20 protein-coding genes are annotated in these 26,702 nt (G+C 72.0%); 13 read left to right on the top strand and 7 right to left on the bottom strand.

Annotated elements, in window-relative coordinates; genetic code table 11:
• Positions 1–120 precede the first annotated feature (120 nt).
• Positions 121–855 (top strand): response regulator transcription factor, encoded by a 735-nt coding sequence (locus H343_RS0118865; RefSeq protein WP_028432426.1) that lies wholly within the window; start codon positions 121–123, stop codon positions 853–855.
• Between the two features lie 27 nt (positions 856–882).
• Complete coding sequence (locus H343_RS31490; RefSeq protein WP_037904323.1) at positions 883–2,325, top strand: sensor histidine kinase; 1,443 nt, start codon at positions 883–885, stop codon at positions 2,323–2,325.
• A gap of 130 nt (positions 2,326–2,455) precedes the next feature.
• Here the strand turns inward: H343_RS31490 and H343_RS0118875 are convergent, their stop codons facing one another.
• The 3 genes from H343_RS0118875 to H343_RS0118885 form a co-directional block, all read right to left on the bottom strand.
• Positions 2,456–5,503, bottom strand: a complete 3,048-nt coding sequence (locus H343_RS0118875) for a glycoside hydrolase family 38 N-terminal domain-containing protein (RefSeq protein WP_028432427.1) — start codon at positions 5,501–5,503, stop codon at positions 2,456–2,458.
• Positions 5,504–5,771: 268 nt separating this feature from the next.
• Positions 5,772–6,116 (bottom strand): hypothetical protein, encoded by a 345-nt coding sequence (locus H343_RS31495; protein WP_051265526.1) that lies wholly within the window; start codon positions 6,114–6,116, stop codon positions 5,772–5,774.
• Between the two features lie 124 nt (positions 6,117–6,240).
• The gene (locus H343_RS0118885) at positions 6,241–7,272 is read right to left on the bottom strand and encodes a TAXI family TRAP transporter solute-binding subunit (protein ID WP_028432428.1); all 1,032 of its coding nucleotides are present in this window, start codon (positions 7,270–7,272) and stop codon (positions 6,241–6,243) included.
• Between the two features lie 78 nt (positions 7,273–7,350).
• Between H343_RS0118885 and miaB the strand changes: the two genes are divergently transcribed.
• Positions 7,351–8,844, top strand: coding sequence for a tRNA (N6-isopentenyl adenosine(37)-C2)-methylthiotransferase MiaB (miaB, locus tag H343_RS0118890; RefSeq protein ID WP_037904325.1), 1,494 nt, complete (start codon positions 7,351–7,353; stop codon positions 8,842–8,844).
• Between the two features lie 277 nt (positions 8,845–9,121).
• The gene (locus tag H343_RS0118895; protein WP_028432430.1) at positions 9,122–9,853 is read left to right on the top strand and encodes a hypothetical protein; all 732 of its coding nucleotides are present in this window, start codon (positions 9,122–9,124) and stop codon (positions 9,851–9,853) included.
• A 129-nt stretch (positions 9,854–9,982) separates the two neighbouring features.
• On the opposite strand, the gene H343_RS0118900 is transcribed toward H343_RS0118895, so the two are convergent.
• Together H343_RS0118900 and H343_RS0118905 are read right to left on the bottom strand one after the other, a co-directional pair.
• Entirely contained in the window at positions 9,983–10,201 is a 219-nt protein-coding gene (locus H343_RS0118900) for an antitoxin (RefSeq protein ID WP_028432431.1), read from the bottom strand.
• Between the two features lie 39 nt (positions 10,202–10,240).
• Complete coding sequence (locus tag H343_RS0118905) at positions 10,241–10,471, bottom strand: hypothetical protein (RefSeq protein ID WP_028432432.1); 231 nt, start codon at positions 10,469–10,471, stop codon at positions 10,241–10,243.
• A 183-nt stretch (positions 10,472–10,654) separates the two neighbouring features.
• Here H343_RS0118905 and miaA point away from each other — a divergent pair, with 183 nt between their 5' ends.
• From miaA to hflX, 6 genes are all read left to right on the top strand, one after another.
• Positions 10,655–11,626: a tRNA (adenosine(37)-N6)-dimethylallyltransferase MiaA gene (gene miaA, locus H343_RS0118910; RefSeq protein WP_051265528.1), complete on the top strand. Its 972-nt coding sequence runs from the start codon at positions 10,655–10,657 to the stop codon at positions 11,624–11,626.
• 106 nt (positions 11,627–11,732) lie between these two features.
• Positions 11,733–12,296: a hypothetical protein gene (locus tag H343_RS36020; protein WP_028432434.1), complete on the top strand. Its 564-nt coding sequence runs from the start codon at positions 11,733–11,735 to the stop codon at positions 12,294–12,296.
• A gap of 84 nt (positions 12,297–12,380) precedes the next feature.
• Complete coding sequence (gene dapF / locus H343_RS0118920) at positions 12,381–13,250, top strand: diaminopimelate epimerase (protein WP_028432435.1); 870 nt, start codon at positions 12,381–12,383, stop codon at positions 13,248–13,250.
• Between the two features lie 136 nt (positions 13,251–13,386).
• On the top strand, positions 13,387–15,582 hold the full coding sequence (locus H343_RS0118925; RefSeq protein WP_051265530.1) for an HD domain-containing protein: 2,196 nt from the start codon (positions 13,387–13,389) through the stop codon (positions 15,580–15,582).
• A 159-nt stretch (positions 15,583–15,741) separates the two neighbouring features.
• Positions 15,742–17,199 carry a M1 family metallopeptidase gene (locus H343_RS31500; protein WP_051265532.1) on the top strand — a complete coding sequence of 486 codons (1,458 nt, stop codon included), beginning with the start codon at positions 15,742–15,744 and terminating at the stop codon, positions 17,197–17,199.
• A gap of 186 nt (positions 17,200–17,385) precedes the next feature.
• Complete coding sequence (gene hflX / locus H343_RS0118935; protein ID WP_028432437.1) at positions 17,386–18,915, top strand: GTPase HflX; 1,530 nt, start codon at positions 17,386–17,388, stop codon at positions 18,913–18,915.
• A 123-nt stretch (positions 18,916–19,038) separates the two neighbouring features.
• On the opposite strand, the gene H343_RS0118940 is transcribed toward hflX, so the two are convergent.
• Positions 19,039–20,238 carry a hypothetical protein gene (locus H343_RS0118940; protein ID WP_028432438.1) on the bottom strand — a complete coding sequence of 400 codons (1,200 nt, stop codon included), beginning with the start codon at positions 20,236–20,238 and terminating at the stop codon, positions 19,039–19,041.
• A 154-nt stretch (positions 20,239–20,392) separates the two neighbouring features.
• Positions 20,393–21,610, bottom strand: coding sequence for a hypothetical protein (locus H343_RS0118945; protein ID WP_028432439.1), 1,218 nt, complete (start codon positions 21,608–21,610; stop codon positions 20,393–20,395).
• 243 nt (positions 21,611–21,853) lie between these two features.
• Between H343_RS0118945 and H343_RS31505 the strand changes: the two genes are divergently transcribed.
• The 3 genes from H343_RS31505 to H343_RS0118960 all read left to right on the top strand — a co-directional run bounded on the left by H343_RS31505 (position 21,854) and on the right by H343_RS0118960 (position 26,679).
• On the top strand, positions 21,854–23,887 hold the full coding sequence (locus H343_RS31505) for an IucA/IucC family protein (protein ID WP_486586955.1): 2,034 nt from the start codon (positions 21,854–21,856) through the stop codon (positions 23,885–23,887).
• A gap of 64 nt (positions 23,888–23,951) precedes the next feature.
• Positions 23,952–24,737, top strand: a complete 786-nt coding sequence (locus H343_RS0118955) for a GNAT family N-acetyltransferase (protein ID WP_028432440.1) — start codon at positions 23,952–23,954, stop codon at positions 24,735–24,737.
• 82 nt (positions 24,738–24,819) lie between these two features.
• The gene (locus tag H343_RS0118960; RefSeq protein ID WP_486586963.1) at positions 24,820–26,679 is read left to right on the top strand and encodes an IucA/IucC family protein; all 1,860 of its coding nucleotides are present in this window, start codon (positions 24,820–24,822) and stop codon (positions 26,677–26,679) included.
• Positions 26,680–26,702 lie beyond the last annotated feature (23 nt).

A 26,702-nucleotide genomic window follows, 5' to 3' on the forward strand; every position in this document is an offset into this window, starting at 1 on the left:
GCATAACGGAAACCCCCTTACGGCGAGGAACCCCTTGACTCACCTGCGCAATTACGGGTGGATGCACTGCCAGGGCACACTCGCCGCAGGGTCGGCACGGCACCGCGGAGGGAGGTCCGGATGAGGCTTCTGCTCGTCGAGGACGACAACCATGTCGCCGCGGCGCTCTCCGCCGTGCTCGAACGGCACGGCTTCGAGGTCGTGCACGCCCGCAACGGCGAGGAGGCGCTCCGGGAGCTGCTGCCCTCCGGCGACGCGGCCCCCTTCGGGGTGGTCCTGCTCGATCTCGGCCTGCCCGACCAGGACGGCTTCGAGGTGTGCGGCCGCATCCGGAAGATCAGCTCCACCCCCGTGATCATGGTCACGGCCCGCGGCGGCGTACGCTCGCGCATCCACGGCCTCAACCTCGGCGCCGACGACTACGTGGTCAAGCCCTACGACACCGGGGAGCTCCTGGCCCGTATCCACGCCGTCAGCCGCCGCTCCGCCCCCGAGGAGAGCGCCGAGGCCGCAGGCGCGGAGGACACGGCCGGCGGTTCCGCGGCCTCCGGAAGCACGATCGACCTGGGCCGGGTCGTGATCGAACTGCCCACCCGCAAGGTGACCGTCGACGGAGCGCTGGTGGCGCTGACCCGCAAGGAGTTCGATGTGCTGGCGCTGCTCGCCCAGCGTCCCGGTGTCGTCTTCCGCCGGGAGCAGATCATCAGCGAGGTCTGGCGCACGAGCTGGGAGGGGACGGGGCGCACGCTGGAAGTCCACGTGGCATCCCTGCGCTCCAAGCTGAAGCTGCCCGCGCTGATCGAGACGGTGCGCGGCGTCGGGTACCGGCTCGTCGAGCCGGGTCTGTCGGCCTAGGTGCGCGAGGAGTCGGTTCGGTCCGGTATGCGCAGTCGCCTGCTTCCGCTTCTGATCGTCCTGCTCGCCGGGGTGCTGCTCGCTCTGGGTTTCCCGCTCGCCGCGAGCCAGGCCGCGGCGGAGCAGCAGCGCGTCGTCGTCGACCGCATCGACGACACCGCGCGCTTCGCCGCGCTCGCACAGTTCGTGGCCTCCTCGGACGACGAGGACGAGCGCAGGGAGATCCTCCAGGACGAGCTCGACCGCTACCACGCGCTGTACGGCATCAACGCCGGTGTCTTCCTCCGCGACGGCCGCGCGATGGCCGCCTCGCCCGACGGATGGGAGGTGCCCGGGGACGGAGCGGGCGCCGACGCGTTCGCCGAGGCGCTGGCGGGACGGCGCAGCCATGACCCGGCTCAGGTGTGGCCCTGGCAGCGGGAGGCACGTATCGCCGTCGCCTCTCCCGTCATCCGTGACGGCGACGTGGCGGCCGTCGTCTTCACCGACTCGCCGACCCACCAGCTGCGTTCACGCATCCTGCAGGACTGGCTGCCGATCGTCGCGGGCGAGTTCGCCGCGATGCTCCTCGCCGTCGGCCTCGCGCTGCGCCTGACGGGGTGGGTGCTGCGCCCCGTACGGACGCTGGACCGGGCCGCCCACGAGATCGCGCTGGGCAAGTTCAAGTCCCGCGTCGCCGCCTCCGGCGGTCCGCCGGAGCTGCGGCGGCTGGCCCGTTCGTTCAACGAGATGGCCGACAACGTCGAGGACGTGCTGGAGCAGCAGCGTGCCTTCGTGGCGGACGCCTCGCACCAGCTGCGTAATCCGCTCTCCGCGCTGCTGCTGCGCATCGAGCTGCTCGGACTGGAGCTGCCCGGACAGCACGAGGAGTTCGCGTCCGTCCAGGCAGAGGGCAAGCGGCTCGCGCGGGTGCTGGACGACCTGCTCGACCTGGCGCTGGCCGAGCACTCTCCGGCCGACCTGCGGCTCACCGATGTGGCGGAGGTCGCGGCCGAGCGCGTGGAGGCGTGGCGTCCCGTCGCCGAACGCAAAGGCGTCACGCTGGAGTCGGCCGGACAGTCGGCCGCGACCGGCTGGGCGGACTCCGTGGCGCTGTCCAGCGCGCTGGATGCCGTGGTCGACAACGCGGTGAAGTTCACCCCGGAGGGCGAGCACGTCACCGTGAGCGTCGCCTCCGAGGGAGACCATGTGCGCGTCGACGTCGCCGACGGAGGGCCGGGGCTGAGCGAGGGGGAGCTGGAACGCATCGGCGACCGCTTCTGGCGCAGCAACCGGCACCAGAACATCTCCGGGTCGGGGCTCGGCCTGTCCATCACGCGGGCTCTGCTCACCGCCGGCGGGGCGAGTATCTCCTACGCGCCCAACGAGCCGCGCGGGCTGCGCGTCGTGATCACCGTGCCGCGCAGCAAGCCGTCGCCGGACGACGAGTCGGTGCCGCAGCCGTCCACGCGTCCGTCACCGAAGGTGTGACGCACAGCGGCCGGGCGGTTGGACGCCGGCCCGGCCCGGCCGCTGTGCACATCGGGTCTCCCGGCGAACCGGCGAAACCGGCGAACCGGACGCCGGCCCGTCCGCCGGTCACCTCACCCGGGCGTGCGGTTCACTGCCCGGACGCCTCCCTGCCCAGCCGGAGAGTGAGGATCTGGAACGGCCGCAGGGCCACCTCGACCGAACCGTCGGCCGACAGCTCCCGGCGCGGGGCGTCCGCGATCGGCCGCTCCAGCAGATCGGTCTCGGTCACCGACGTGACCGGCGTCCCCGTCGAGAGCACCGCGCGCGCACGCCCGCCGTGCGACTCGTACAGCCGCACCACCAGATCGCCGCTGCGGTCGTCCGCCAGCTTGACGGCTTCGACCACCACCTGATCGTTGTCCACTCCGAGCAGGGGGGCGACAGCGCTTCCACCGCCCCGCACGGTGCGTTCCGGCAGGTTGATCCAGTGGCCCTCACGTACGGCGTCGCCCACCGTCGCGCCCGGCGCGAGGGCGAAGCGCAGCGTGTGCGTGCCCTGGTCGGTCTCCGGGTCGGGGTAGCGGGGGGCGCGCAGCAGCGACAGCCGCACCGTGGTGGTCTGGCCGCCGTCCTCGCGGATCTCGCGGGTGACGTCGTGCCCGTACGTGGAATCGTTGACCAGGGCGGTTCCCCAGCCCGGCTCCTCGACCTGCACCCAGCGGTGCGCGCAGATCTCGAACTTGGCCGTCTCCCAAGAGGTGTTGGTGTGCGTGGAGCGGAAGACGTGACCGAACTGCGTCTCGGCCGCCGAGCGGTCCGCCTTCACATCCAGCGGGAACGCCGCCTTGAGGAACTGCTCGGTCTCGTGCCAGTCCACCTCCGTCTCGATGTCCAGCACCCTCGAGCCCGCGCGCAGCGTGAGCAGCTGCACCACGGTGGAGACACCGAAGGAACGAGCGACGCGGACGGTGGCACGGTCCTCGGCCGCTTCCGTCAGCGACAGCTCGTCGGTGCCGGTGAGGTCGGTGACGTTGTGCCGGTAGAAGGCGTCCACGTCCCAGGCGTCCCAGTGGTTGGGGAAGTCCGGGTGCACCTGGAGGAGGTTGGCCGCCGCACCAGGTGCGACGCTCTCACGGCGTGCGTCCTCGTCGTAGGCGGAGACGACCAGGCCGCGCCCGTCCACCTCGATCCGCAGCAGCCCGTTCGTCAGCACCCAGCCGCCGCCCGGCCGCTCCTCGGCCGAGACGGGCGTGCCGAGCGCGAGTTCACGCTCCGGGGCGGCGCCGCCGGCCGCGACTCCGCGCCGTGCGTGCGGGGCGGCGTTGAAGACGAGCGGGGTGTCGCCGTCCCCGGCGAGCGCCGCCTGCGCCTCCTTGATGATCCCTTCCAGCTCCGCCCGCACACGTGCGTAGGTCTCACGTGCCTCACGGTGGACCCAGGCGATCGACGAGCCCGGCAGGATGTCGTGGAACTGGTGGAGCAGCACCGTCTTCCACAGCGCGTCGATCTGCTCGTACGGATATACGTGCCCGGTGCGTACGGCCGCCGTCGCCGCCCACAGCTCCGCCTCGCGCAGCAGCGACTCGCTGTGCCGGTTGCCCTGCTTGGTCTTCGCCTGCGAGGTGTACGTGCCTCGGTGCATCTCCAGATACAGCTCGCCCGCCCACACGGGCGCCTTGTCCGCGTACTCCTCCTCGGCCTTGGCGAAGAACTCCGCGGGCTTCTCGATCGTCACCCTCGGTGAACCCTCCAGGTCCCGCAGCCGCTCCGCACGGGCCAGCATCTCCCGCGTGGAGCCGCCGCCGCCGTCACCCCAGCCGAAGGGCGCCAGGGAGCGTGTGGCGGCGCCCTTCTCCTGGTAGTTGCGAGCGGCGTGCGCCATCTCGGCGCCGCCCAGGTCGGAGTTGTAGGTGTCCACCGGCGGGAAGTGAGTGAAGACGCGTGTCCCGTCGATGCCCTCCCACCAGAAGGAGTGGTGCGGGAACTTGTTCGTCTCGCTCCAGGAGATCTTCTGGGTGAGGAACCACTTCGCGCCCGCCAGCTTCACGATCTGCGGCATCGCCGCCGTGTAGCCGAAGGAGTCCGGCAGCCACACCTCCCTGGTCTCCACGCCGAACTCGTCGAGGAAGAAGCGCTTCCCGTACACGAACTGGCGGGCCATGGCCTCGCCGCCGACCATGTTGGTGTCGGACTCCACCCACATGCCGCCCACCGGCACGAACTGGCCGTCCGCCACCTTCTTCTTCACCCTCGCGTAGACCTCGGGCCGGTGCTCCTTGATCCAGGCGAGCTGCTGGGCGGAGGACATCGCGAAGACGAACTCCGGGTGGTCGTCCATGAGGTTGACCATGTTGGAGGCGGTACGGGCCACCTTTCGCACGGTCTCGCGCACCGGCCACAGCCACGCCGAGTCGATGTGCGCGTGCCCGACAGCGCTGATGCGGTGCGCGGACGGGCGCGCGGGTGTGGCGAGCACACCGCGCAGCGCGGCGCGTGCGCGGGAGGCGCTGCCAACGATGTCATGCAAGTCAGTGGCGTCCAGGGAGTCCTCGATCGCACGCAGCAGTTCCCAGCGCCGGGCGTCCTCCAGGGGCAGCTCCTGCATCAGCGAGCCGGCGACCTCCAGGTCCTGCACCAGCTCCCAGACCTCGGCCTCGAAGACGGCGAGATCCATCCGCCGCAGCCGGTAGAGGGGCCGGTCGCTGGAAGTCAGCCGGTCGCCCTGGTACGTCGGCGTCTGCGGTGTGTTGACGATGGGATTCGCCGCCGCCTCGACGAACAGCTCCACCTCCTCGCCGCCGGCCGCCGCCTCCGCGACACGCACCCAGTCGTTGCGCGGGTTGAGCGCCTTGACGGCTTCACCGTCCGCCCGGTAGATCAGCCCCTCGCACTGGAAGCCGGGCATGTCCCGGTCGAAACCGAGGTCCAGTACCGCCTCGACGGTGCGGCCCTGCCACTCCTGCGGTACGCGTCCGGTCACCCGGAACCACGTGGTGCCCCACGCGGGCCCCCACCGCTCACCGACCTTCGACGGCCCGTACGCCGCGGACAGTCCCTCCGCCACGGGTACGGGCTCGCCCGGCGCGTCCCACCGCTGCACGGTCAGTTCGAGAGGGCTGCTGTACACGGCGGGCCTGATGCGCTCGGCCAGCACACGGCGCAGGCGGTCCTCAACGATGCGTCGGTCGTCGTGCATGGAGGCTGCTCCGATCTATGGGTCCGTTCCACCTGATGAGGACCCTGCCACCATGAGCGCCGGGAAGATAGCGGTTGTACGCCGGCCCGCTGTGGCGTATGGGAGGAAGCGCGGGCGGGCCGAGCGGAGACCGTGAACGCGCCGAGCATTCCGAGGCTTCGCGCCGTGAAGATGCCCGGGTCGCCGAGGGAGCGCTGTGCGGTGGCCGTGGAGCTCTCCGCGGCGTCTGCCGCATCCGCCGCTTCCGCCGCGTCCCCCCCGTGCGTGTTTACCGGTGCACCTTCCTCTTCGAGACGTTGCCGTCCCTGTCGTGGGTGACCCATTCCCCGGTCTTCCTGCCGTGGTCGTAGGAGCCCTCGTCCCAGAGCGTCCCGTCGGCGTACCAGCGCTTCCACGGGCCGTGCTGTTCGCCGTCCACGAACGCCCCCTGCTGGAGCAGGCCGCCCTCCTTGCGGTGCCAGACCCATTCGCCGTCCAGCACGCCGGCCTTGTACGTGCCCTTCGCCTTCACGCCGCCGTGCTGGAAGTAGAAGGTCCACGGGCCGTGGCGTTCACCGTCCGCGTACTCGCCTTCGGCCGAGACCGTTCCGTCCCTGAAGTGCTCCTGCGCCATGGCCCGGAGCCTAAGCTCCGGCACGGTCCGGTGCCCACATGCGGGGGCACGGGACCTGACTGCCCCGGTCGGCGGACGCGGGAAGCGGCAGCCGTCCGTGCGGTGCGCAACCAGCCCGCCCGGCCTACGGTTTGACCGACCTGTAGTAGCGGCTTGCCCCCCTGTGCAGCGACAGCGGAGCCGTGTAGATCGCCGTCCGCAGGTCGACCTTCTGCGCGGCGTGCACACGGTCGCCTATCTGGTCGCGGCTGTTGAGCACGGCGCGGGTCATGCCCTCCGTCAGGGCCGCGTCCGTACGTTCGGTCGTCACCAGCAGGTTGGCCACGGCCACGGTGTCGACGGGCTGGCCCTGCTGAACGGACGGATAGGCGTCGGCCGGCATGACCGCGGCGCGGTAGTAGCGCGTCTCGGGCTGCAGTGCGTGCAACTGCGGCACGAGGTCACCGAGCTGGACGAGCTGGATGTTCGTCTTCGCCGCCAGGCTCTCGATGGCGATCGTCGGCAGCCCGCCGGACCAGAAGAACGCGTCCAGCTCGCCCTTCTCCAGCATGTCGGGCATGCGGTCGATGCCCGCACGCACGGCGCGCACGTCCTTCTCGACGTCCAGTCCGGCGGCGCGCAGCAGACGGCCCGCGATGAGGTTCACGCCGGAGCGTTCCTGGCCGACGCCCACGCGCAGGCCCTTGAGGTCCTTCGCGCTGCGCACGCCGGAGCCGCCCGGGACGATGAGCTGCATGTAGTCGTCGTACAGGCGCGCACACGCGCGCAGCCGGTCCGCGCCCGGCTCCTCGTCGTCGCGGTAGGTGGCCACCGCGTCCGCCGCCGCGATGGTGAAGGAGGCCTTGCCGGACGAGACCATGTCCAGGTTCTGCACGGAGCCCTGACTGGGCAGGAGCCGCAGGTCGACACCGGGCATGTCGCGGTGCAGCCGCTCCTTGAGGAGGCTGCCGTAGCGCGCGTAGACACCCGTGGGGACGCCGGTGGCGAAGGGGACCTTGCCGCTGGGGGCGGGGCTGCCTCCCGGAACCAGCCACCACGCCAGCAGCCCGAGCACGACGGCGACGGCCCCGGCCGCGCGCAGCAGCGCCCTTCTGCTCGGGCGGTGGCCGCCGGGACGGAGCGCGAGACGGCGCGCGAGAGGGCGGAAGCTGACCATGGCGGTGATCGTGCCAGCCGGGAGCCCGGGAAGCGAGGGGCGGGCTGCGGGGGTGAACGCGTACTCTGGTCGACTGAGATGACTGCGAAGACTTATGAGCTGCGGACGTTCGGCTGTCAGATGAACGTCCACGACAGCGAGCGCATGGCGGGCCTGCTCGAGGACGCGGGCTATGTACGGGCGCCCGGGGACGCGGACGGCGCCGATGTCGTCGTCTTCAACACCTGCGCGGTGCGGGAGAACGCGGACAACCGGCTGTACGGCAACCTCGGGCAGCTCGCCCCGAAGAAGGCCGCCCGCCCCGGCATGCAGATCGCCGTGGGCGGCTGCCTGGCGCAGAAGGACCGAGACACGATCGTGAAGAAGGCCCCCTGGGTCGACGTCGTCTTCGGCACGCACAACGTCGGCAAACTGCCCGTGCTGCTGGAGCGCGCCCGCATCCGGGAGGAGGCGCAGGTCGAGGTCGCCGAGTCGCTGGAGGCCTTCCCCTCGACGCTGCCCACACGGCGTGAGAGCGCGTACGCGGCCTGGGTCTCCGTCTCCGTCGGTTGCAACAACACCTGCACGTTCTGCATCGTTCCGCAGCTGCGCGGCAAGGAGAAGGACCGCAGGCCCGGCGACATCCTCGCCGAGGTGGAGGCGCTGGTCGCCGAGGGCGTCTGCGAGATCACGCTGCTCGGTCAGAACGTCAACGCCTACGGCTCGGACATCGGCGACCGTGAGGCGTTCAGCAAGCTGCTGCGCGCCTGCGGACGCGTCGAGGGTCTGGAACGGGTCCGCTTCACCTCGCCGCACCCGCGCGACTTCACCGACGACGTGATCGCCGCCATGGCCGAGACGCCGAACGTGATGCCGCAGCTGCACATGCCGCTGCAGTCGGGCTCGTCCCGGGTGCTCAAGGCGATGCGGCGCTCGTACCGGCAGGAGCGCTTCCTCGGAATCATCGAGAAGGTGCGTGCGGCGATGCCGGAGGCGGCCGTCTCCACGGACATCATCGTGGGCTTCCCCGGCGAGACCGAGGAGGACTTCCAGGAGACCCTGCACGTGGTGCGCGAGGCGCGCTTCGCGCAGGCGTTCACGTTCCAGTACAGCAAGCGGCCCGGTACGCCCGCCGCCGAGATGGACGGGCAGATCCCGAAGAAGGTCGTGCAGGAGCGGTACGAACGGCTCGTCGCCCTCCAGGAGGAGATCTCCTGGGAGGAGAACAAGAAGCAGGTCGGCCGCACGCTGGAGGTGCTGGTCGCCGAGGGCGAGGGACGCAAGGACGACGCCACCAGGCGCCTGTCCGGCCGCGCGCCCGACAACCGGCTCGTCCACTTCGCCCGTCCCGGGGAGCCCGTACGGCCGGGCGACACCGTCACCGTCGAGGTGACGTACGCGGCGCCCCACCACCTCCTCGCGGAGGTGCCGCCGACTGCGGTGCGCCGCACCCGCGCCGGCGACGCGTGGGAGGCGCGGAACGCGGCACCGGACGCGCCGTCGAAGCAGCGGGGCGTGATGCTGGGTCTGCCGGGCCTCGGCGCTCCCGCGGAACCGCTGCCCGCCGACGCGGGCGGCTGCAGCGTGTGCTGAGGCGCCGGCCGACGGGCGCGAAGGGCAGCGAGAGGGCGTGAGGCGCACAGCCGGGAGCTGATCGCTGAGGCGCTCCCGCTCCGCGGCACTCGTGCACCGGCAGCTCGGCGTACAGGCCGACCCGCCAGATCAGGCCGACCGGACCGGACCGGGCCGCGGGAGGGCCGGAGGGCCGTCCACCGGCCGTCAACCTGCCGCGACCCGAACCGGCCCCGGTCCGGTGAGAGTCCGGATCACGCGGGTACGGACGGCGACCCGCGGCGCTAGGCTGCCCGCCATGCTTGTCGCCGCCGCCGTGTGCCCCTGTCCGCCGCTGCTCGTTCCCGAGGTCGCGGGAGGCGCCGCCCACGAGATGGACGACGCCCGCGCCGCCTGCGACGACGCGCTCGCCGTCCTCGCCGCGGCCCGTCCGGACCGCCTGATCGTGGCCGGCCCCGCCGATCAGGCCGCGCGGGGAACCCACCCGCAGGGCACGCGGGGCTCGTTCAAGGGCTACGGGGTGGATCTGGAGGTCCGCCTCGGCAAGGGGGACGCACCCGACGCCCATCCGCTCCCCTCTTCCCTGGCCGTGGGGGCGTGGCTGCTCGGGCGTGCGGGCTGGACGGCCGCACCCGTCGAGGGTCTGGGCGTCGGCGAGCCGCTGAGCCGGGAGCGCTGCGAGGAGACGGGCCGTCAACTCGCCGGCGGTGCCGAACGGACGGCTCTGCTGGTGATGGGCGACGGAACCAACTGCCGCACCCTGAAGGCCCCCGGCTACTTCGACGGGCGTGCCGCCGCGTTCGACGCGCAGGCCGCCCGCGCGTTTCAGGTCGCCGACCCCGCCGGACTGCTCGCGCTGGACGAGGAGTTGGGCTTCGAGCTGGGCGCGTCCGGACGTTCCAGCTGGCAGGTCCTCGCGGGAGCGGCGGCAGCCGCCGGCGTACCCGGAGGGGGCGGCGCGCTCGACGGACGCCTGCTGTACGACGAGGCTCCCTACGGTGTCGGATATCTGGTCGCGAGCTGGGCCTGAGCTTCCGGCCGAGCGGCACAGGGAACACGTCACGCGGCCGGACGCGAGGGCGCCCGCCCACCGTCGTCGCGGTGGACGGGCGCCTGTGCGCCGCGGCCGTCTGCGGGGCTGCGGAAGCCGGCGAGCGGGTCAGGACCCGGTCGGGCCCTTCCCGCCGCCGTGTCCTTCTCCGCCCTGGCGGCCGAGCTTCTCGGCCTGCTCCTTGGCCTTCTGCGTGCCGGTGCGGATCTTGTTGCTGTACTTGCCCTTGGTCTTCGAGTCAGCCACGTTCCCGGCCTTGTCGAGTCCCCTGGACACCTTGTCGCTGTGCTGGCTCAGCATCCCTTTGACCTTGTCCATGAAACTCATGGTGGCCACCTTCCTTCTGTCCGGCGTGCCTGCGGCTTGTCAGTTGCGGGCGTCGTCGGCGGCTTCGCTGTCGGCCACTTCCTCGGCGGACTGCTGCTTCGGAATGCCGACGTCCTGGGATTCGTGTCCGTCCCCGGTGCCGTGCTCCGCGCCGGTCCTCTCTTCCTTCGGCTTCTCGCCCGCCCCGGCCTCGGCAGCCGTCGCGGCGCCGGGGGCCGGCTTCCGCGGTGAACGGGAAGAACGGCGCAGAAGCCTTGCAAAGACGCCCATAACTACACTCCTGACCTTACTCTGTGGCCGCGTTCCGGGAAGCGGGGGCTTCCGGTGCCCGCGGCCGCACCGTCCCTGAATTCGGCTCCGGGACCCTCGAACAGGCAACGAACCGGAAGGTGCGGCGTCACGTCGCCCGTTCGGGGTTGAGGGGGTGCGCGGGAGGTTTGCGAGACTGACGGCGTGAATGCCGCAACTCCCTCCTCGCCCTCCTCACCTTCCTCCCGCCGCGGCGCTCCGCCCGTCGTGGCCGTCGTGGGACCCACCGCCGCCGGGAAGTCCGACCTGGGCGTGGACCTCGCCCGCCATCTGGGCGGCGAGGTCGTCAACGCGGACTCGATGCAGCTCTACCGCGGTATGGACATCGGCACGGCGAAGCTGAGCCCCGGAGAGCGCCGGGGCGTGCCGCACCGTCTGCTGGACATCTGGGACGTCACCGTCGCCGCGAGCGTCGCCGAGTACCAGAGGCTGGCGCGTGCCGAGATCGACAGGCTGCTCGACGCGGGCCGGGTCCCCGTCCTGGTGGGCGGCTCGGGACTGTACGTACGGGGCGCGATCGACGTCATGGAGTTCCCGGGCACGGACCCCGCCGTACGGGCGCGGCTGGAGCGGGAGCTGGAGGCAGACGGCTCGGGGCCCCTGCACGCGCGGCTGGCGGAGGCCGATCCGGGGGCCGCCCGCGCGATCCTGCCCAGCAACGGCCGCCGCATCGTGCGCGCGCTGGAGGTCATCGAGATCACGGGACGTCCCTTCACCGCCAATCTCCCCGGGCACGAGGCCGTCTACGACACGGTGCAGCTCGGCGTCGACGTCGCACGGCCCGAGCTGGACGAGCGGATCGCCCTCCGCGTGGACCGTATGTGGCAGGAGGGGCTGGTCGCGGAGGTGCGGGAGCTGGAGGCGGCCGGGCTGCGTACGGGCCGCACGGCGTCGCGGGCACTGGGCTACCAGCAGGTGCTCGCGGCGCTGGCGGGGGAGTGCAGCGAGCAGGAGGCGCGCGAGGAGACGGTGCGCGCCACGAAACGCTTCGCCCGCCGCCAGGATTCGTGGTTCCGGCGCGACCCGCGCGTCCACTGGCTGAGCGGCGCGGCGGGGGACCGGTCGGAACTGACCGGGAAGGCGCTGGCCCTGCTGGAAGAAGCGGTCACAGCCTGATCACGTCATGGCATCATGACGCCCCGCGCGCCCGTCGTGGGTCTTCCGGCGTGCCATCATCGACCTCGTTCGGAGCCTGCAGCCGTAGTTGGGAGGGCGGGTGGCGATGGAGGCCGGCCCTCGTGACAATGAGGAGACTGCCGTCGACGACGCCGAGCGCGACGGGTCAGTCGGAGGTCCCGGCGGCCTCACGGGTCCCGGCGGCCGCGGCGCGGGCACGCACCACGGCAATGGCGGTGCCCTGACCGACGGCAGGCACGGAGAGGACGTCGAGGGCGTCGACGGCATCGGCCGCGACGAGAGCACCGACTTCCCGCTCGACGAGACCCCCGTGGAACCGCACGAGCTGCGTCCGCCGCGGAAGCTGCGGCTGTGGCAGATCGCTCCGGTCGTGGGGCTGAGCGCGCTCGGTTCGCTCATGTTCGCCTTCCCGCTCGCCTTCGAGCCGGGCGGCGGAACCGGCGCCGTCGTCTCCATGCTGGGCCTGCTGATCTGCGGGTGCGCGGCCGGCTGGGGAGTGATGACCGCCCGGCGTGTGGGTCTGACCTGGCCGGGGCTGCCCGCGCGGGGCTCGGGCGAGCGTCCGGACTGGCGGGTCGTCCTCCTCTACACGGTGATCGTGGGCACGGTCGTCGTGCTGGCGATCTGGCGTGTGGCCAGACTGCGCTGAGCGTCCGGAGAGCCTGCTCACGCTGCTGCGCACCGTAGGGCGGCGAGCGGCGACGCGGCGTCCTCCTCCCGTACGATCGGGGCCATGACCAGCGCACAGCCCGTGCCGTTCCTCAAGGGGCACGGCACCGAGAACGACTTCGTGATCATTCCCGACCCGGACGGCTCCCTCGATTTGTCTGCCCGGACCGTCGCCCGGCTGTGCGACCGGCGTGCCGGCATCGGCGGCGACGGGCTGCTGCGCGTGGTGCGCTCAGCGGCCCACCCTCAGGCGCGGACGATGGCCGGGGACGCCGAGTGGTTCATGGACTACCGGAACGCCGACGGCTCGTCCGCGGAGATGTGCGGGAACGGCGTACGTGTCTTCGTGCGCTACCTGCAGCACGCCGGCCTGGCCAAGGCGGGCGAGATCGCCGTCGCCACCAGGGCCGGTGTGCGGCGTACGCGTCTGCGGGAGGACACCGCGGAGGTCACCGTGGCCATGGGGCCCGCGACGTTGCCGGGCGGCGAGGTCACCGTCCGCGTCGGTGCACGTACCTGGCCCGCCACGCACGTGACCACCGGCAACCCGCACGCGGTCGCCTTCGTCGAGGAGCTCGCCCACGCGGGGAGGCTGTTGGACGCCCCGGAGGTCGCCCCCGCGGCCGCCTATCCGAACGGTGTGAACGTCGAGTTCGCCGTCGGCCGCGGGCCGCGGCACGTCGCCCTGCGCGTACACGAGCGCGGCTCCGGGGAGACCCGGTCGTGCGGGACGGGCGCGTGCGCCGTGATGGTCGCCGCGGCGCGGCGTGACGGCCTCGACCCGGCGTCGGACGGCGTGCCGGCGACGTACACGGTCGACGTGCCCGGCGGACGGCTGGTGATCACCGAACACACCGACGGCGAGGTCGAGATGACGGGCCCCGCCGTGATCGTCGCGGAGGGCGTCATCGACTCGGACTGGCTGCACGGCTGAGCACATCCGTGCCCAAACGACGCTCGAATGGGTGATCCGTTTCACGCTGCGCAGGACCCGGTCATCACCGTGTGCTGGGGTCGGTACCATCACAGGCCCGGGCCTGGCCGGGGTGTCGCGTCAGCGGGAGGTGCCCATGAGGAGTCTGCGAAGGCTCAGCCACGCGGCCCTGCTGGGGCAGGCGCCACGCCGCCACGGTCTCCCCGACGCCATCGAGCACGTCGCGAAGGTCCACCGTGCCCACCACCCCCGCGCGGATCTCGGCGCTCTGCGCCGCGCGTATTTACTGGCCGAGTCCTCGCACCGGGGCCAGATGCGCAAGAGCGGCGACCCCTACATCACGCACCCCCTGGCCGTGACGCTGCTCCTGGCCCAACTGGGCGCGGAGACCACCACGCTGACCGCGTCCCTGCTGCACGACACGGTCGAGGACACCGACGTCACGCTGGAGCAGGTGCGCCGCGAGTTCGGTGAACAGGTCGGCTATCTCGTCGACGGCGTCACCAAGCTGGAGAAGGTCGACTACGGCGCGGCGGCGGAGCCCGAGACGTTCCGCAAGATGCTGGTGGCCACCGGCAACGACGTCCGCGTGATGTCGATCAAGCTCGCCGACCGGCTGCACAACATGCGCACGCTCGGCGTCATGCGTCCCGAGAAGCAGGTCCGCATCGCCAACGTGACCCGCGACGTACTCATCCCGCTCGCCGAACGGCTGGGCGTCCAGGCCCTCAAGAGCGAGCTGGAGGACCTGGTCTTCGCCATCCTGCACCCCGACGAGCACGCGCTGGCCCGGGAGCTGATCGCGGAGCACGCGCGGCAGCCCGATCCGCTCACGGGCGTGGCCACCTCGGTGCGGCGCCTGCTGCGGGAAGCGGGCATCGCCGCGCAGGTCCTGATCCGGCCGCGGCACACGGTCTCGGTGCACCGGCTGCGCCTGAAACGGGGCGAGTTGGGGCCCTGCGACTTCGCACGACTGCTGATCATGGTCGAGGAGGACGCGGACTGCTACGCGGTCCTGGGCGAGCTGCACACCTGCTTCACGCCCCTCGTCGCCGAGTTCAAGGACTTCATCGCCGCACCGAAGTTCAACCTCTACCAGTCCCTCCACACGGCCTTCGCCGACGACGAGGGCAGAGTGGCCGAAGTCCTGGTGCGCACACGGCAGATGCACCGCATCGCCGAGGCCGGAGTCATCGCGCTCGGCGATCCGCACGGCGCTCAGGCCCAGGAGAACGACGGCGCCGCCGAACCCGGCCCCGGCTGGCTCTCCCGCCTCCTGGAGTGGCAGAGCCACGCCACCGACACCGAGACCTTCTGGGCGGAGCTGCGCGACGAACTCGCCCAGGACCGTGAGATCACCGTCTACTGCGCCTCGCCCGGCGTCGCCTCCGCGCCCAGCGGCGGGGCCCTGCCGCTGCCCGCGGGCGCCACGTGCGTCGACGCGGCCTACGCCCGCTACGGCGAGGCGGCACACCGCTGCATCGGCGCCCGCGTCAACGGACGGCTGACCGCGCTCAGCACCGTGCTGCTGGACGGCGACGCCCTGCAGCTGTTCCTGGAGCCTGCCGCGAGCGCGCCGTCCGGCCCGTCGCCGGAGTGGCTGAGCCACGCCCGTACGCCGGCCGCCCGAATCGCCATCCGGCGCTGGCTGGAGGCCCATCCCTCTTCGTCCGAAGGGGAGTTGACGACGGTGGGCGCGGCCGGAACCGCCGGCGCCGCAGCCGGTGCGGTCGGCCGTACGCTGACCAGCGCCGCGACCGCTGCGCCACCGCCTCCGCCGCACCCGTCGGCCACGGTCGCGCCGCCCGGGGACGGGGGCGGACACACGCCCTCCGGGGATGCGACGTCCGCCGAGGAGACCCGTGTACCGGAAGGGGCGGTCCCCGTCGTCGCGGACGACGCGCAGGCGGTCGTGCGCCTGGCGCGCTGCTGTACGCCCGTGCCGCCCGACTCCGTGACCGGCTTCGCGGTGCGCGGCGGCACCGTCACCGTGCACCGTGAGGGCTGCCACGCGGTCACGCGCATGATGGCCATGGGGAGACAGCCGGTCGCCGTGAGCTGGGAGAAGGGCGCGGCGGGCTGCCGGGTGACGCTGCGCGCCGAGGCGTTGGGCCGTCCGCATCTGCTGGCCGACCTGACCGAGATCATCGCCGCGCAGGGCGCCGCGGTCGTCTCCGCCGACGTCGAACCCCCGCGTGAGCAGCGCGTCGTGCACACCTACACGCTGCAACTCCCCGATGCCGCCGGGCTTCCCGGCCTGATGCGCGCCATGCGCCGCGTCCCCGGTGTCTACGACGTCGCCCGTGCCAGCCGTCCGCTGCCCACTCGCTGATCCGCACACCGCCGCGTCTCCGCGTCCGGTCCTCGCGGGGCCTCGGGCGCGGGCCCGCTGCCGCTGCTCAGCGCACCGGCTGCCGCCTTCTGACTCCTTTCGGGTGTGCCGCTGCTGCGGCATCGCGGAGCGCCGCGGGCCTGCTGGTAGCGGTGAGGCATGGTGCTCTCATACCGTCCCGCGACGCGGCAGGTCCACCCCTGCACGTGTACGGCCGTGGTCGCCACCGTCTTCGCGCTCGTCGGCGCGGGTGTGCCCGCACCGGCGCCGCTCGGCGTGGGCGACCGGATCTATCCCTACCTGGGCAACCCCGGCTACGACGTACGCGCCTACGACCTCTCCTTCGACTACTCGGGAGAGAACACCGAGCCGCTCCGTGCCCGTACAGCCATCGAGGCGGACGTCACCGCCCCGAGCGGACTGCCGCGCTTCAACCTCGACTTCACGGCGGGAAAGGTGAGTTCCGTCCGGGTCAACGGCCGGCCCGCCCACCACCGGACGCTGAAGGAGGACCTGGTCGTCACGCCCGCCGACCCGGTGCGCACCGGCGAGCGGATGCGCGTGGTGGTCCGGCACACCAGCCCCACCGGCGAGGCCGGGAAGGGCGGCTGGCTGCGTACGCGCGACGGACTGGCCATGGCGAACCAGGCGGACGCCGCTCACCGCGTCTTCCCCGGCAACGACCACCCCTCCGACAAGGCCGCCTTCACCTTCCACGTCACGGCCCCCAGCGCTCTGTCGGTGACTGCGGCAGGCAAGCTGACCGGGAAGAAGCGGAAGGGCGGCCGGACGGAGTGGACGTACCGGCTCGGACACCCCATGGCCACCGAACTCGCGCAGGTCTCCATCGGCCGCTCGTCAGTGCTGCGCTCGAAAGGCCCGCACGGGCTGCCCCTGCGGGACGTCGTGCCGCGCGGGGACCGTGAGGCGCTGAAGCCGTGGCTGGAGAAGACCCCCGGGCAGATGAAATGGCTGGAGCGGCGCCTGGGCCGCTACCCGTTCGAGACGTACGGGCTGCTGGTCGCCGACGCGGACACGGGATTCCAGCTGGAGACCCAGACGCTCTCGCTCTTCGAGAAGTCGCTGCTGACCTCCGACGCGGTCCCCGCCTGGGAGAAGGAGGCGGTCATGGTGCACGAACTGGCCCACCAGTGGTTCGGCAACAGCGTCTCCCCGCACCGCTGGGAGGACCTGTGGCTCAGCGAGGGCAACGCCACCTTGTACGAGTGGTTCTACGCGGCCGGGCGGGGCGGCCCGTCGGTGGCCTCACGGGCGCGCGACGCCCACAGGCAGTCGGACTCCTGGCGGCAGAAGTACGGGCCGCCGGCCAGACCGCGCCGGACCGGGCCACACACGGACATCTTCCGGCCCAGTGTCTACGAGGGGTCCGCACTCGTGCTCTTCGCGCTCCGCGCGAGGATCGGCGCCGACGACTTCGAGCGCCTTCAGCGGGAATGGGTCTCCCGTCATCGCGACGGCAGCGCCTCCACCGAGGACTACATCGACCTCGCCAGCCGGATCTCCGGCAAGAACCAGAGCCGGTTCCTGAAGGGATGGCTCTTCGGCGAGAAGACCCCGCCGATGCCCCGCCGTGGGGGCGTGCCCGAATCCAGGTGACGCGACGTGGGCTTCGTGCCACCATTTCCAGCGGCGCACGAAGCGCCCGGCGGCGCCGGGCCGGGAATCAACATGGCCCGGCGAGCGTTCACGAAGCAGGGACGACCCCTGCAACCCGGAGCCTGAGCGTTTCAGGCGCCGGGGCATTCCGGGCCTCCCCGCCCCTTCCCACGACGTAAGGATCAAATGACCCTCTCCTCTTCCTCATCGCCTGCTTCTGCGTCCCGTACAGCCCGTGGTCTGCGTGCCGCCGAGTCCGATCACCGGGCCGACGCCCTGATGGAAGAGGACGTCGCCTGGAGTGACGGGGTCGACGGGGACCGCGACGGAGAGCAGTACGACCGCTCCGAGCGGGCCGCGCTCCGCCGCGTCGCCGGTCTCTCCACCGAGCTGGAGGACGTCACCGAGGTCGAGTACCGGCAGCTCCGGCTGGAGCGTGTGGTGCTGGTCGGCGTGTGGACCTCCGGCACCCCGCAGGACGCCGAGAACTCCCTCGCGGAGCTCGCCGCCCTTGCCGAGACCGCCGGTGCCAACGTGCTCGACGGCCTCATCCAGCGCCGCGACAAGCCCGACCCCGCGACGTACATCGGCTCCGGGAAGGCGGAGGAGCTGCGTGAGATCGTCCTGGGCAGCGGCGCCGACACCGTCGTGTGCGACGGTGAGCTCAGCCCGGGCCAGCTGATCCACCTCGAGGACGTCGTCAAGGTGAAGGTCGTCGACCGCACCGCGCTGATCCTCGACATCTTCGCCCAGCACGCCAAGTCCCGTGAGGGCAAGGCGCAGGTGGCGCTGGCGCAGATGCAGTACATGCTGCCGAGGCTGCGCGGCTGGGGTCAGTCCCTGTCCCGTCAGATGGGCGGTGGCGGCTCCGGCTCGGCCGGAGGCGGCATGGCCACCCGTGGCCCCGGTGAGACCAAGATCGAGACCGACCGCCGGCGCATCCGCGAGAAGATGGCCAAGATGCGCCGCGAGATCGCGGAGATGAAGACCGGCCGCGAGATCAAGCGGCAGGAGAGGCGCCGCCACAAGGTGCCCTCGGTCGCCATCGCCGGATACACCAACGCGGGCAAGTCCTCGCTGCTCAACCGCCTCACGGGCGCCGGTGTCCTGGTGGAGAACGCCCTGTTCGCCACCCTGGACCCGACAGTCCGCAAGGCGGAGACTCCCAGCGGGCAGCTGCACACGCTGGTCGACACCGTCGGCTTCGTCCGGCACCTGCCGCACCACCTGGTGGACGCCTTCCGCTCCACGATGGAGGAGGTCGCCGAGGCCGATCTCATCGTGCACGTGGTGGACGGTGCGCACCCGGCTCCCGAGGAGCAGCTCGCTGCGGTACGCGACGTCATCCGGGACGTCGGCGCCGCGGACGTCCCCGAACTGGTGGTCGTCAACAAGGCGGACGCGGCGGAACCGCTCGTCCTGCAGCGACTGTTGCGCGCCGAGAGGCGTGCGCTGGCCGTCTCCGCCCGCACGGGGCAGGGCGTCGAGGAGCTTCGCGAGCTCATCGACAGCGAACTGCCACATCCCGCCTCTCAGGTGGAGGTGCTGGTGCCCTACACCGCGGGCAACCTCGTCTCACGGGTGCACAGCGAGGGCGAGGTGCTCTCCGAGACCCACACGGAGGAAGGCACGCTGCTCAAGGCCCGGGTGCACGCGGAACTCGCTGCGGAGCTGAGCGGCTTCGAGCCCGCACCGGCAGCAGCCGAGCGGCTGTAGCGGCCGCGGCCGCCGGCGTGCCGAGGGGCACCGCCCCGGTTCGCTGCGGCTGCCCGGCCGTCCCCGGCACGACGCAGGGCCCGCCTCCTCTTACGGAGGCGGGCCCGGTTGCGTCCTCTCGCCTCAGTTCCGGCCCGCGTACTTCTTGCTGACCCCGTCGAAGACGCCCTTCGCGGTCGGGCCCAGACGCGGGCCCGCCAGCCAGGTGGCCGGCTGCGGACCGATCGAGTTCACCGAGACCAGTTCGGGCTTGCCGCCCTCGCCCTTCATGAACCAGCCGCCGCCCGAGGACCCTCCCGTCATGGTGCAGCCGATGCGGTACAGGGCGGGCTGCGACGGGTCGAGCGTCAGCGCGCCGGGCCTGTCCGTGCAGCTGTACATCCGCGCCCCGTCGTACGGGGGCGCCGCCGGATAGCCGTAGGAGCTGAGGCCGGAGAAGCTGTCGGCGCGCGGCGCACTGAAGTTGATCTTCACGGCGGCCCCGACCGTCTCCTCCAGGGACTTACCGGTGCGCTGCTCCGGCCGTACATGCAGCACGGCGAAGTCCTGCTGCGCACCGCCCCCACCGGAAGCCGCGCCCTTGGTGATCCAGTAGTCGGTGGTCTGCGCCCACTCCCCCCACCACTGCCCGTACGGAGCGACGTCCTGCGGCTGCGCGTTCTGCACCCGGGCGGGGGAGAGGCCGCGGTTGTTGTAGGCGGGCACGAACATGATGTTGCGCAGCCAGCCGCCGCTCCGCCCGGAGTGGACACAGTGCCCGGCGGTGGCGACCAGATTGGACTTGCCCGGGTTGCGGGGGTCCTGGACGACGGTGCCGGAGCAGACCATGGGCCCCTTCGGGGTCTCCATGAAGACCTTGCCCGCGGGAGCCGCGTTCCTGGTGTACGGAGTGTCCACGGTGCGGGCGTCGACCGGGCGTGGTTCCGGCCCGCTGGCGCTCGCGCCGGTGGCGGCCTCGACATCGGAGGGGACGCGCTTGCCGTTGTCCTCCGCCTCGTCCATGCGGTCGCGCTTCCAGTGGTCCTCGATGTACGGGTTGACGAAGTCGGACCCCTCACGGATCCACTGCTCGCGGTCCCAGTTCTTCCACTCGCCGTCCCGCCACTTCTCCAGGTCCTCCATCGAGCTGGGCAGGTCCTCGGGCAGCTTGTCCGGGATGCCGAGGTCCTCGGTCGAGGACGGCTCGGCCGAGGGCCTGGCTCCGGCGTCCGAGGTGCCGCCGTCGCCGGACTGGCAGGCGGTGGCGGTCAGGGCGAGCGCCGCGGCCAGAGCGGCGGCGTGGAGTACGGGGCGGTGGCGCCCCTGCCTGCGTATCGATGGCATCGGAAGATTCCCCCGGGCGGGCTCGTGTGTCAGAAGGCCGTGCTGACGTGCTGCTGTGTTGCTGTGCTGACGGGACTCGGGTGTCCCGCGGGGAGCAGCCGGGACGAACACGGCGCGAAGTGCCGCGCCGGCCGTCCCGGCCGCTCCCCGTTGGCTACTTCTTGGCGATCCGGTCGAAGACGCCCTTGGCCTCCGCGCCGATGCGCGGACCGGCCAGCCAGCCGCCCCCGACAGGACCGATGGAGGTGACGGACAGCAGTTGCCTGCCGCTGGGGCTGAGCCAGCCGCCGCCGGAGGACCCGCCGGTCATGGTGCAGCCCACGCGGTACATGGTCGGCTCGCTCGGGTTGATCGTCAGACGGCCGGGCTTGTCGGTGCAGGAGAGCATCTTCGCCCCGTCGTAGGGCGGCGCCGCCGGGTACCCGTACGGCGTGAGGCCGGAGACGGACTTCACCCGGGGCGTGCCGAAGTTGACCTTCGCGGCCTTGCCGACGGTCTCCTCCAGCGACGGCCCCGCCTTCTTGTCCTCCGGCTGCGCCTTCAGTACGGCGAAGTCCTGCGCGGCACCCTTGCCGCCGACCTTGGAGCCTTCCTTGATCCAGTGGTCGGTGGTGCCCGCGTACTTCGCCCACCAGACGCCGTCCGGTGCGACGTCCTTGCGTTCCGCCTTCTCCACCTGCGCGTTGGAGAGGCCCTTGGGGTTGTACCGCGGCACGAAGACGACGTTGCGGAACCAGCCGCCGCTGCTGCCCGCGTGCACGCAGTGCCCCGCGGTGGCCACGAGGTTGGACTTGCCCGGGTTCTGCGGGTCCTCGACGACGGTGCCGGAGCAGACCATGGGGCCCTTCGGGGTGTCCATGAAGACCTTGCCGACGGGCGGGGTGCTCTTGGTGTAGGGGAGCTTGACCGGCTTCGCCGGCACCCGTGAGGGGGCCGGGTCGGTGACGCCCTCGTCCTCACCGGTGCCGTTGTCGCCGCCGCTGCCGTCGTCGAACTCGTCGTCCTCGACCTTGCGGTCGTTGCTGTCGGCGTCCTTCATCCGGTCGGGGTCCCACAGGTCCTCGATGATCGGGTTGACGAACTCCTTGGCCTGGCGCAGCCATTCGTCCCGGTCCCAGTTCTTCCACGCGCCGTCGCGCCACTTGTCGAGGTCCTCCAGCGAGCTGGGAAGGTCCTTCGGCAGCTCCTCCGGCAGTCCCAGCTCCCGCTTCTCGTCACTGCCCGGCTCGGCTGCCGACCGGGAAGCGCTGGGCTTGCTGTCCGGGTCCTCGTCTTCGGGCCCGCAGGCGGTGGCTGTCACGGCCAGGGCGGCGACGACGGCGGCGACGGTCAGCGCGGGACGTCGCCGCGTGGACCGGAGGTTGGCTGACATGAATGAACTCCCCCTGAAACTCTCTTGCTGCCTCTTGAGTTGTCGTGACCCCGCCCGCGGCGAGGTGGGCACCCACTATGCCCGGTGACGTGGGGGACGGGTCCGGCAGGGTCCACGGTTCCGACCGGTTCACCCCAGGGATGTTCACCTCGCCCGTGATCCGGGGGCGCCGGCTTCGTTGGTACGTACGGGGGACACCGGCCCGCTCTGACAGCGGGCCCGGCCGAGACCGGAGGAGACCTCGTGAACGCCCGTACCGGAGCCGCAGGCACCAGGCCAGAGACGGTGCGCGAAGTGCCCGTTCCAGATGCTCCCTCTCCCTCTGCCTCCACCGTTCACTCTCCTCCTCCCGCCGTCCTGCCGGGGCAGGCCCGGACCTCGCCGGGGGGCGTACACCCGCAGCCGGGCGCCGCATTCGAAGCCGATGCGCCCGAAGCCACCGCGCTCGAAGCCGACGTGCCCAGGGTCGTTGCTGCGCCGGGACCCACGGCCCGGCCGGGGGAACCCGCACACGCCGCGAACGCCGAGGCGGCCGGGAATCTGCTGCGCTGCTGGGTACGCGAGAACGACGTCCCGCAGCCCGCGCAGGACATCCTCCGCATCGTCCTCGAGGCCACCGGCGTCGTCCTGCGTGTACGCGTGCACCACTGGTCGCCCACCGGGCGGCACCACTTCGGACCGCCGCTGCTCGACGACGCCCCGGCGGAGGCCGCACCTCTCGACGCGGTGTCGCTGGCGGCACTCATGGGGCGTGAGGCGGCACACCGGACCCGTACAGCGGGCTCAAGACCGACGGGAGCCGAACTCGCGGAGGCCGCCGGGCTCGTCGCCCGTGTCGCCGACTCCGTCCAGCGCACCGCCGAGTTCCTCACGCGGCGCGGCGCGGAGCCCGAGGACCCGCCGGGCACCGGCCCGTTCCTGGCCGGTGAGCAGGCGCTCGTACTCGGTCACCCCCTGCATCCCACGCCCAACAGCCGCCAGGGGCTCACCGATGCCGAGTCCGCGGCGTACTCGCCCGAACTGCACGCCGCCTTCCCGCTGCACTGGATGGCGGTGGACACCTCCGTGCTCGCCCGGGACTCCGCCTGGACGGAGCGCGGCAGAACCGTCCCCGGCGAACAGCTCGCCCTGCGGCTGGCTGGCGAGGAGATGACCTCGCGGCTGCCGCCCGGCACCGTTCCGCTGCCGCTGCACCCGTGGCAGGCGCGTCAGCTCCCTCACCGGCCCGACATCGCCCGCCTCCTGGAACAGGGCCTGCTGCACGACCTGGGAAAGGCGGGGGAGCGGTGGCACCCCACGTCCTCCGTGCGCACCGTCGCCCGTCCCGGCGGACCCGCCATGCTCAAGCTGTCGCTGGACCTGCCCATCACCAACTCCCGCAGGAACAACCTCCGCAAGGAGCTGCTGCGCGGTCTGGAGGTGCACCGTCTGCTGCGCGCGGGCCTCGGCGTCAAGTGGCGTGCCGCGCACCCCGGTTTCGACATCGTCCGGGACCCCGCGTGGCTGGGCGTGGACAGTCCGGACGACGGGCTGCCGGTCCCCGGCCTCGACACGGTCGTCCGGCACAACCCGTTCGGGCCCGCGGACGACGCCGTGTGCGTCGCCGGACTGACCGCCCCGCGGCCCTGGCCGGGAGCGGGAGGAGCGCTGCGCTCACGCCTGGCCGACATCGTCGCGCGGCTGTCGGCGTGGACGAACCGGCCCGCGGAGGCGGTGGCCGCCGAGTGGTTCCTGCGCTACCTCGACGCCGTCGTCACCCCCGTTCTCTGGCTGGACGCGCACGCGGGCATCGCCCTGGAGGCCCACCAGCAGAACACGCTGGTGCTGCTGGACGGGGCCGGGTGGCCCGCAGGCGGCCGCTACCGCGACAACCAGGGCTACTACTTCCGCGAGTCCCGCCGCGACGAGCTGCGGCAGCGGCTGCCCGGCGCGGAACTCGGCGCTGCCAGTGACTCCTTCGTCCCCGACGCGGTGACCGATGAGCGCTTCGCGTACTACCTCGGCATCAACAACGTGCTCGGTCTGATCGGGGCGTTCGGTGAGCAACGGCTCGCCGACGAACGCCTGCTGCTCGCCGGTCTCCGCCGCTACCTGCGCAGGCAGGCCAAGCGCGACGGGGGCGAGCCCGTCTCACCGCTGCCCTCGCTGCTGCTGGACTCACCGACGCTGCGCTGCAAGGCCAACCTGCTCACACGGCTGCACGGCATGGACGAACTCGTCGGCCCCGTGGACACCCAGTCCGTCTACGTCACCATCACCAACCCGCTGGTCCACTGACCCGCGGGCCGAAGCCGCCACGCGCGGCACGGCCCCGAGCACCGGAGAGGAGGCGCGTACCGGAATGGACCAGCCCACCCCGCCCCCTTCCGGCTCCTCCAGCGGCGACGACACCCTCGACCTGCAACTGGCCGACGAGCTGGCCGCGTTGCTGGCCGGGCACGGGACCGCCACCGGGGAGGCAGCGCGGACCGCAGGGGACGAGCAGCCGCCCCGGGGTCAGTTCGCGGAGAGCCAGTTCGCGGAGGGCTCCGCGGCGGCCGTTGCTCCGGCGCAGTCCGCCCTGCTCGACGCGGTCCACACCTGGCCGCCCTCCCGCACACCCGTCGGCACGATGCGGCTCGTCCCCGTCCGCATGGAGCGCGACCTGCGGCTGATCACCGCCTGGATGAACGACCCGGCAGTGGACGCCTTCTGGGAGCTCTCCGGGCCCGAGGACGTGACAGCCGCGCACCTGCGCAGACAGCTCGAAGGTGACGGACGCAGCGTGCCCTGCCTCGGCGTCCTGGACGGCGTCCCGATGAGCTACTGGGAGATCTACCGCGCCGACCTCGACCCCATCGCACGGCACGTACAGGCCCGGCCGCACGACACCGGCGTGCACCTGCTGATCGGCGGCGTACCGGACCGCGGCCGCGGCCTCGGCACCGCGCTGCTGCGTGCCGTCTCCGACCTCGTCCTGGACCGGCGGCCCACGTGCGGCAGGGTGCTGGCCGAGCCGGACGTGCGCAACGTCGCCTCCGTCGCGGCCTTCCTGAGCGCGGGATTCCGGCTGTCCGCAGAGGTGGACCTGCCGGGCAAACGCGCGGCCCTCATGGTGCGCGAACGGCAGCTGCGGGAGGTCCTCTGACAGTCGGCCGGCCACGCCCGTACGTGCGCGTTCCCCACACTCCACTGCCCCTGTCCCCGAGCAAAGGAGAACCACAGTGCACCTGCCGACCGCTGACGACGGCCGCGACGATCCCTGCGGCCCGGCGGAGCTGCGTGTGCCGCCGGGCCTCGACCCGGACAGCTGGCGCCGTGCCGGACACCGGCTGCTGACAAAGATGATCAGCGAGTTCGCGTACGAGGAGATCATCCACCCCGAGCCGGAGGCCGGCCCCGGGCACGACGCTCCGCAGGAGTCCGGGCCCGACAGCGTCCTGCCGGGCACCGCTCGCGCGTACCGCCTGCGCGTCGACGGCGAACTCACCCTCCGCTTCCGGGCACGCCGCGGCGCGTACGGACACTGGTGTGTCGACCCCGCCTCCCTCACGCCCCCGGGCACGGGTCCCTGCGAGTTCCTCGCCCGCGGCCACGAGACCCTGCTCGGACTGAGCGGCGACACCGCCGGTCACCTCATCCGCGACGTGACCGCCACCCTCACCGCCGACGTCCACCTGGCCGCGCGCGAGCTGACCGCCGACCGCCTCGTCGACCTGGACTACGCGGAGCTCGAAGGCCACCAGAAGGGCCATCCCTGGCTCGTCGCGAACAAGGGACGGCTGGGCTTCTCCGCATCCGACGCCGCCCGGTGGGCACCCGAGGCGCGACGCGCGCAGAGCCTGCCCTGGATCGCGGTACGCACCGGCCTCGCCGCCTACCGCGGCGTTCCCGCACTCGCCGAGGCGCACAGCCTCTACGCCCGCGAGCTGAGCCCCGACACCCTCCGCGACTTCCGGCAGACCCTGCGCTCCCGCGGGCTGGACGACGAGGAGTACCTCTATCTGCCCGTACACCCCTGGCAGTGGGACGAGACGGTCGCCCCGCTCTTCGCGGAATCCCTCGCCGCCGGGGACGTCGTACCGCTGCGCACGGACGGCGATCTGCGGCTGCCCCAGCAGTCGGTCCGCACCTTCCTCAACACCAGCCGGCCCGAGCGTCACACGGTCAAGCTGCCGCTGTCCGTCCTCAACACCCTCGTCTGGCGCGGACTGCCGACGGAGCGGACGCTCGCGGCCCCCGCCGTGACCGAGTGGATCCACGCACTGCGTGACGGCGACCCGTATCTGCGGGAGGAGTGCCGGGTCGTCCTCCTCGGCGAGGTCGCCTCCGTCACCGTCGCCCACCCGCTCTACGACCGGCTGCCGCGAGTGCCGTACCAGTACCGGGAACTGCTGGGCTGCATCTGGCGCCAACCGCTGGCCGCGCAGCTGGAGTCCGGTGAGCGGGCCAGGACTCTGGCCTCACTCATCCACACGGACGCCCGTGAGAGGTCCTTCACCGCGGAACTGGTCGAGCGTTCCGGACTGGAGGGCGGCGTGTGGCTGCGCCACCTCTTCTCGGCCCTGCTCCCACCGCTGCTGCACTTCCTCTACCGCTACGGGACGGTCTTCTCGCCGCACGGCGAGAACGCCGTCGTCGTCTTCGACGAGTCGGACGTGCCGGTGCGGCTGGCGGTCAAGGACTTCGTGGACGACGTCAACGTCAGCGCCGCGCCGCTGCCCGAACTGGAGGACATGCCCGAGGAGGTCGGGGAGGTGCTGCTGCGTGAGGAGCCCGGCTTCCTCACGCAGTTCATCCACTCCGGCCTCTTCGTGGGAGTCCTCCGCCATCTGGCCCCGCTGTGCGCGGAGCAATTGCGCGTACCGGAGGAGCAGTTCTGGTCACTCCTGCGGGCGGAGATCGACCGCTACCAGGCCCGGTTCCCCGAACTGAAGGACCGCTTCGCGCTCTTCGACCTGCTCACCCCGCGCATCGACCGCCTGTGCCTCAACCGCAACCGTCTGTATCTGGACGGATACCGCGACCGCGCGGAACGCCCGCACGCCGCCGTGCACGGTACGGTCGCCAACCCCCTGTACCGGGTGTGACCGACGTGCTGTCAGAGGCTCCG

The organism is Streptomyces sp. TAA204, assembly GCF_000424965.1.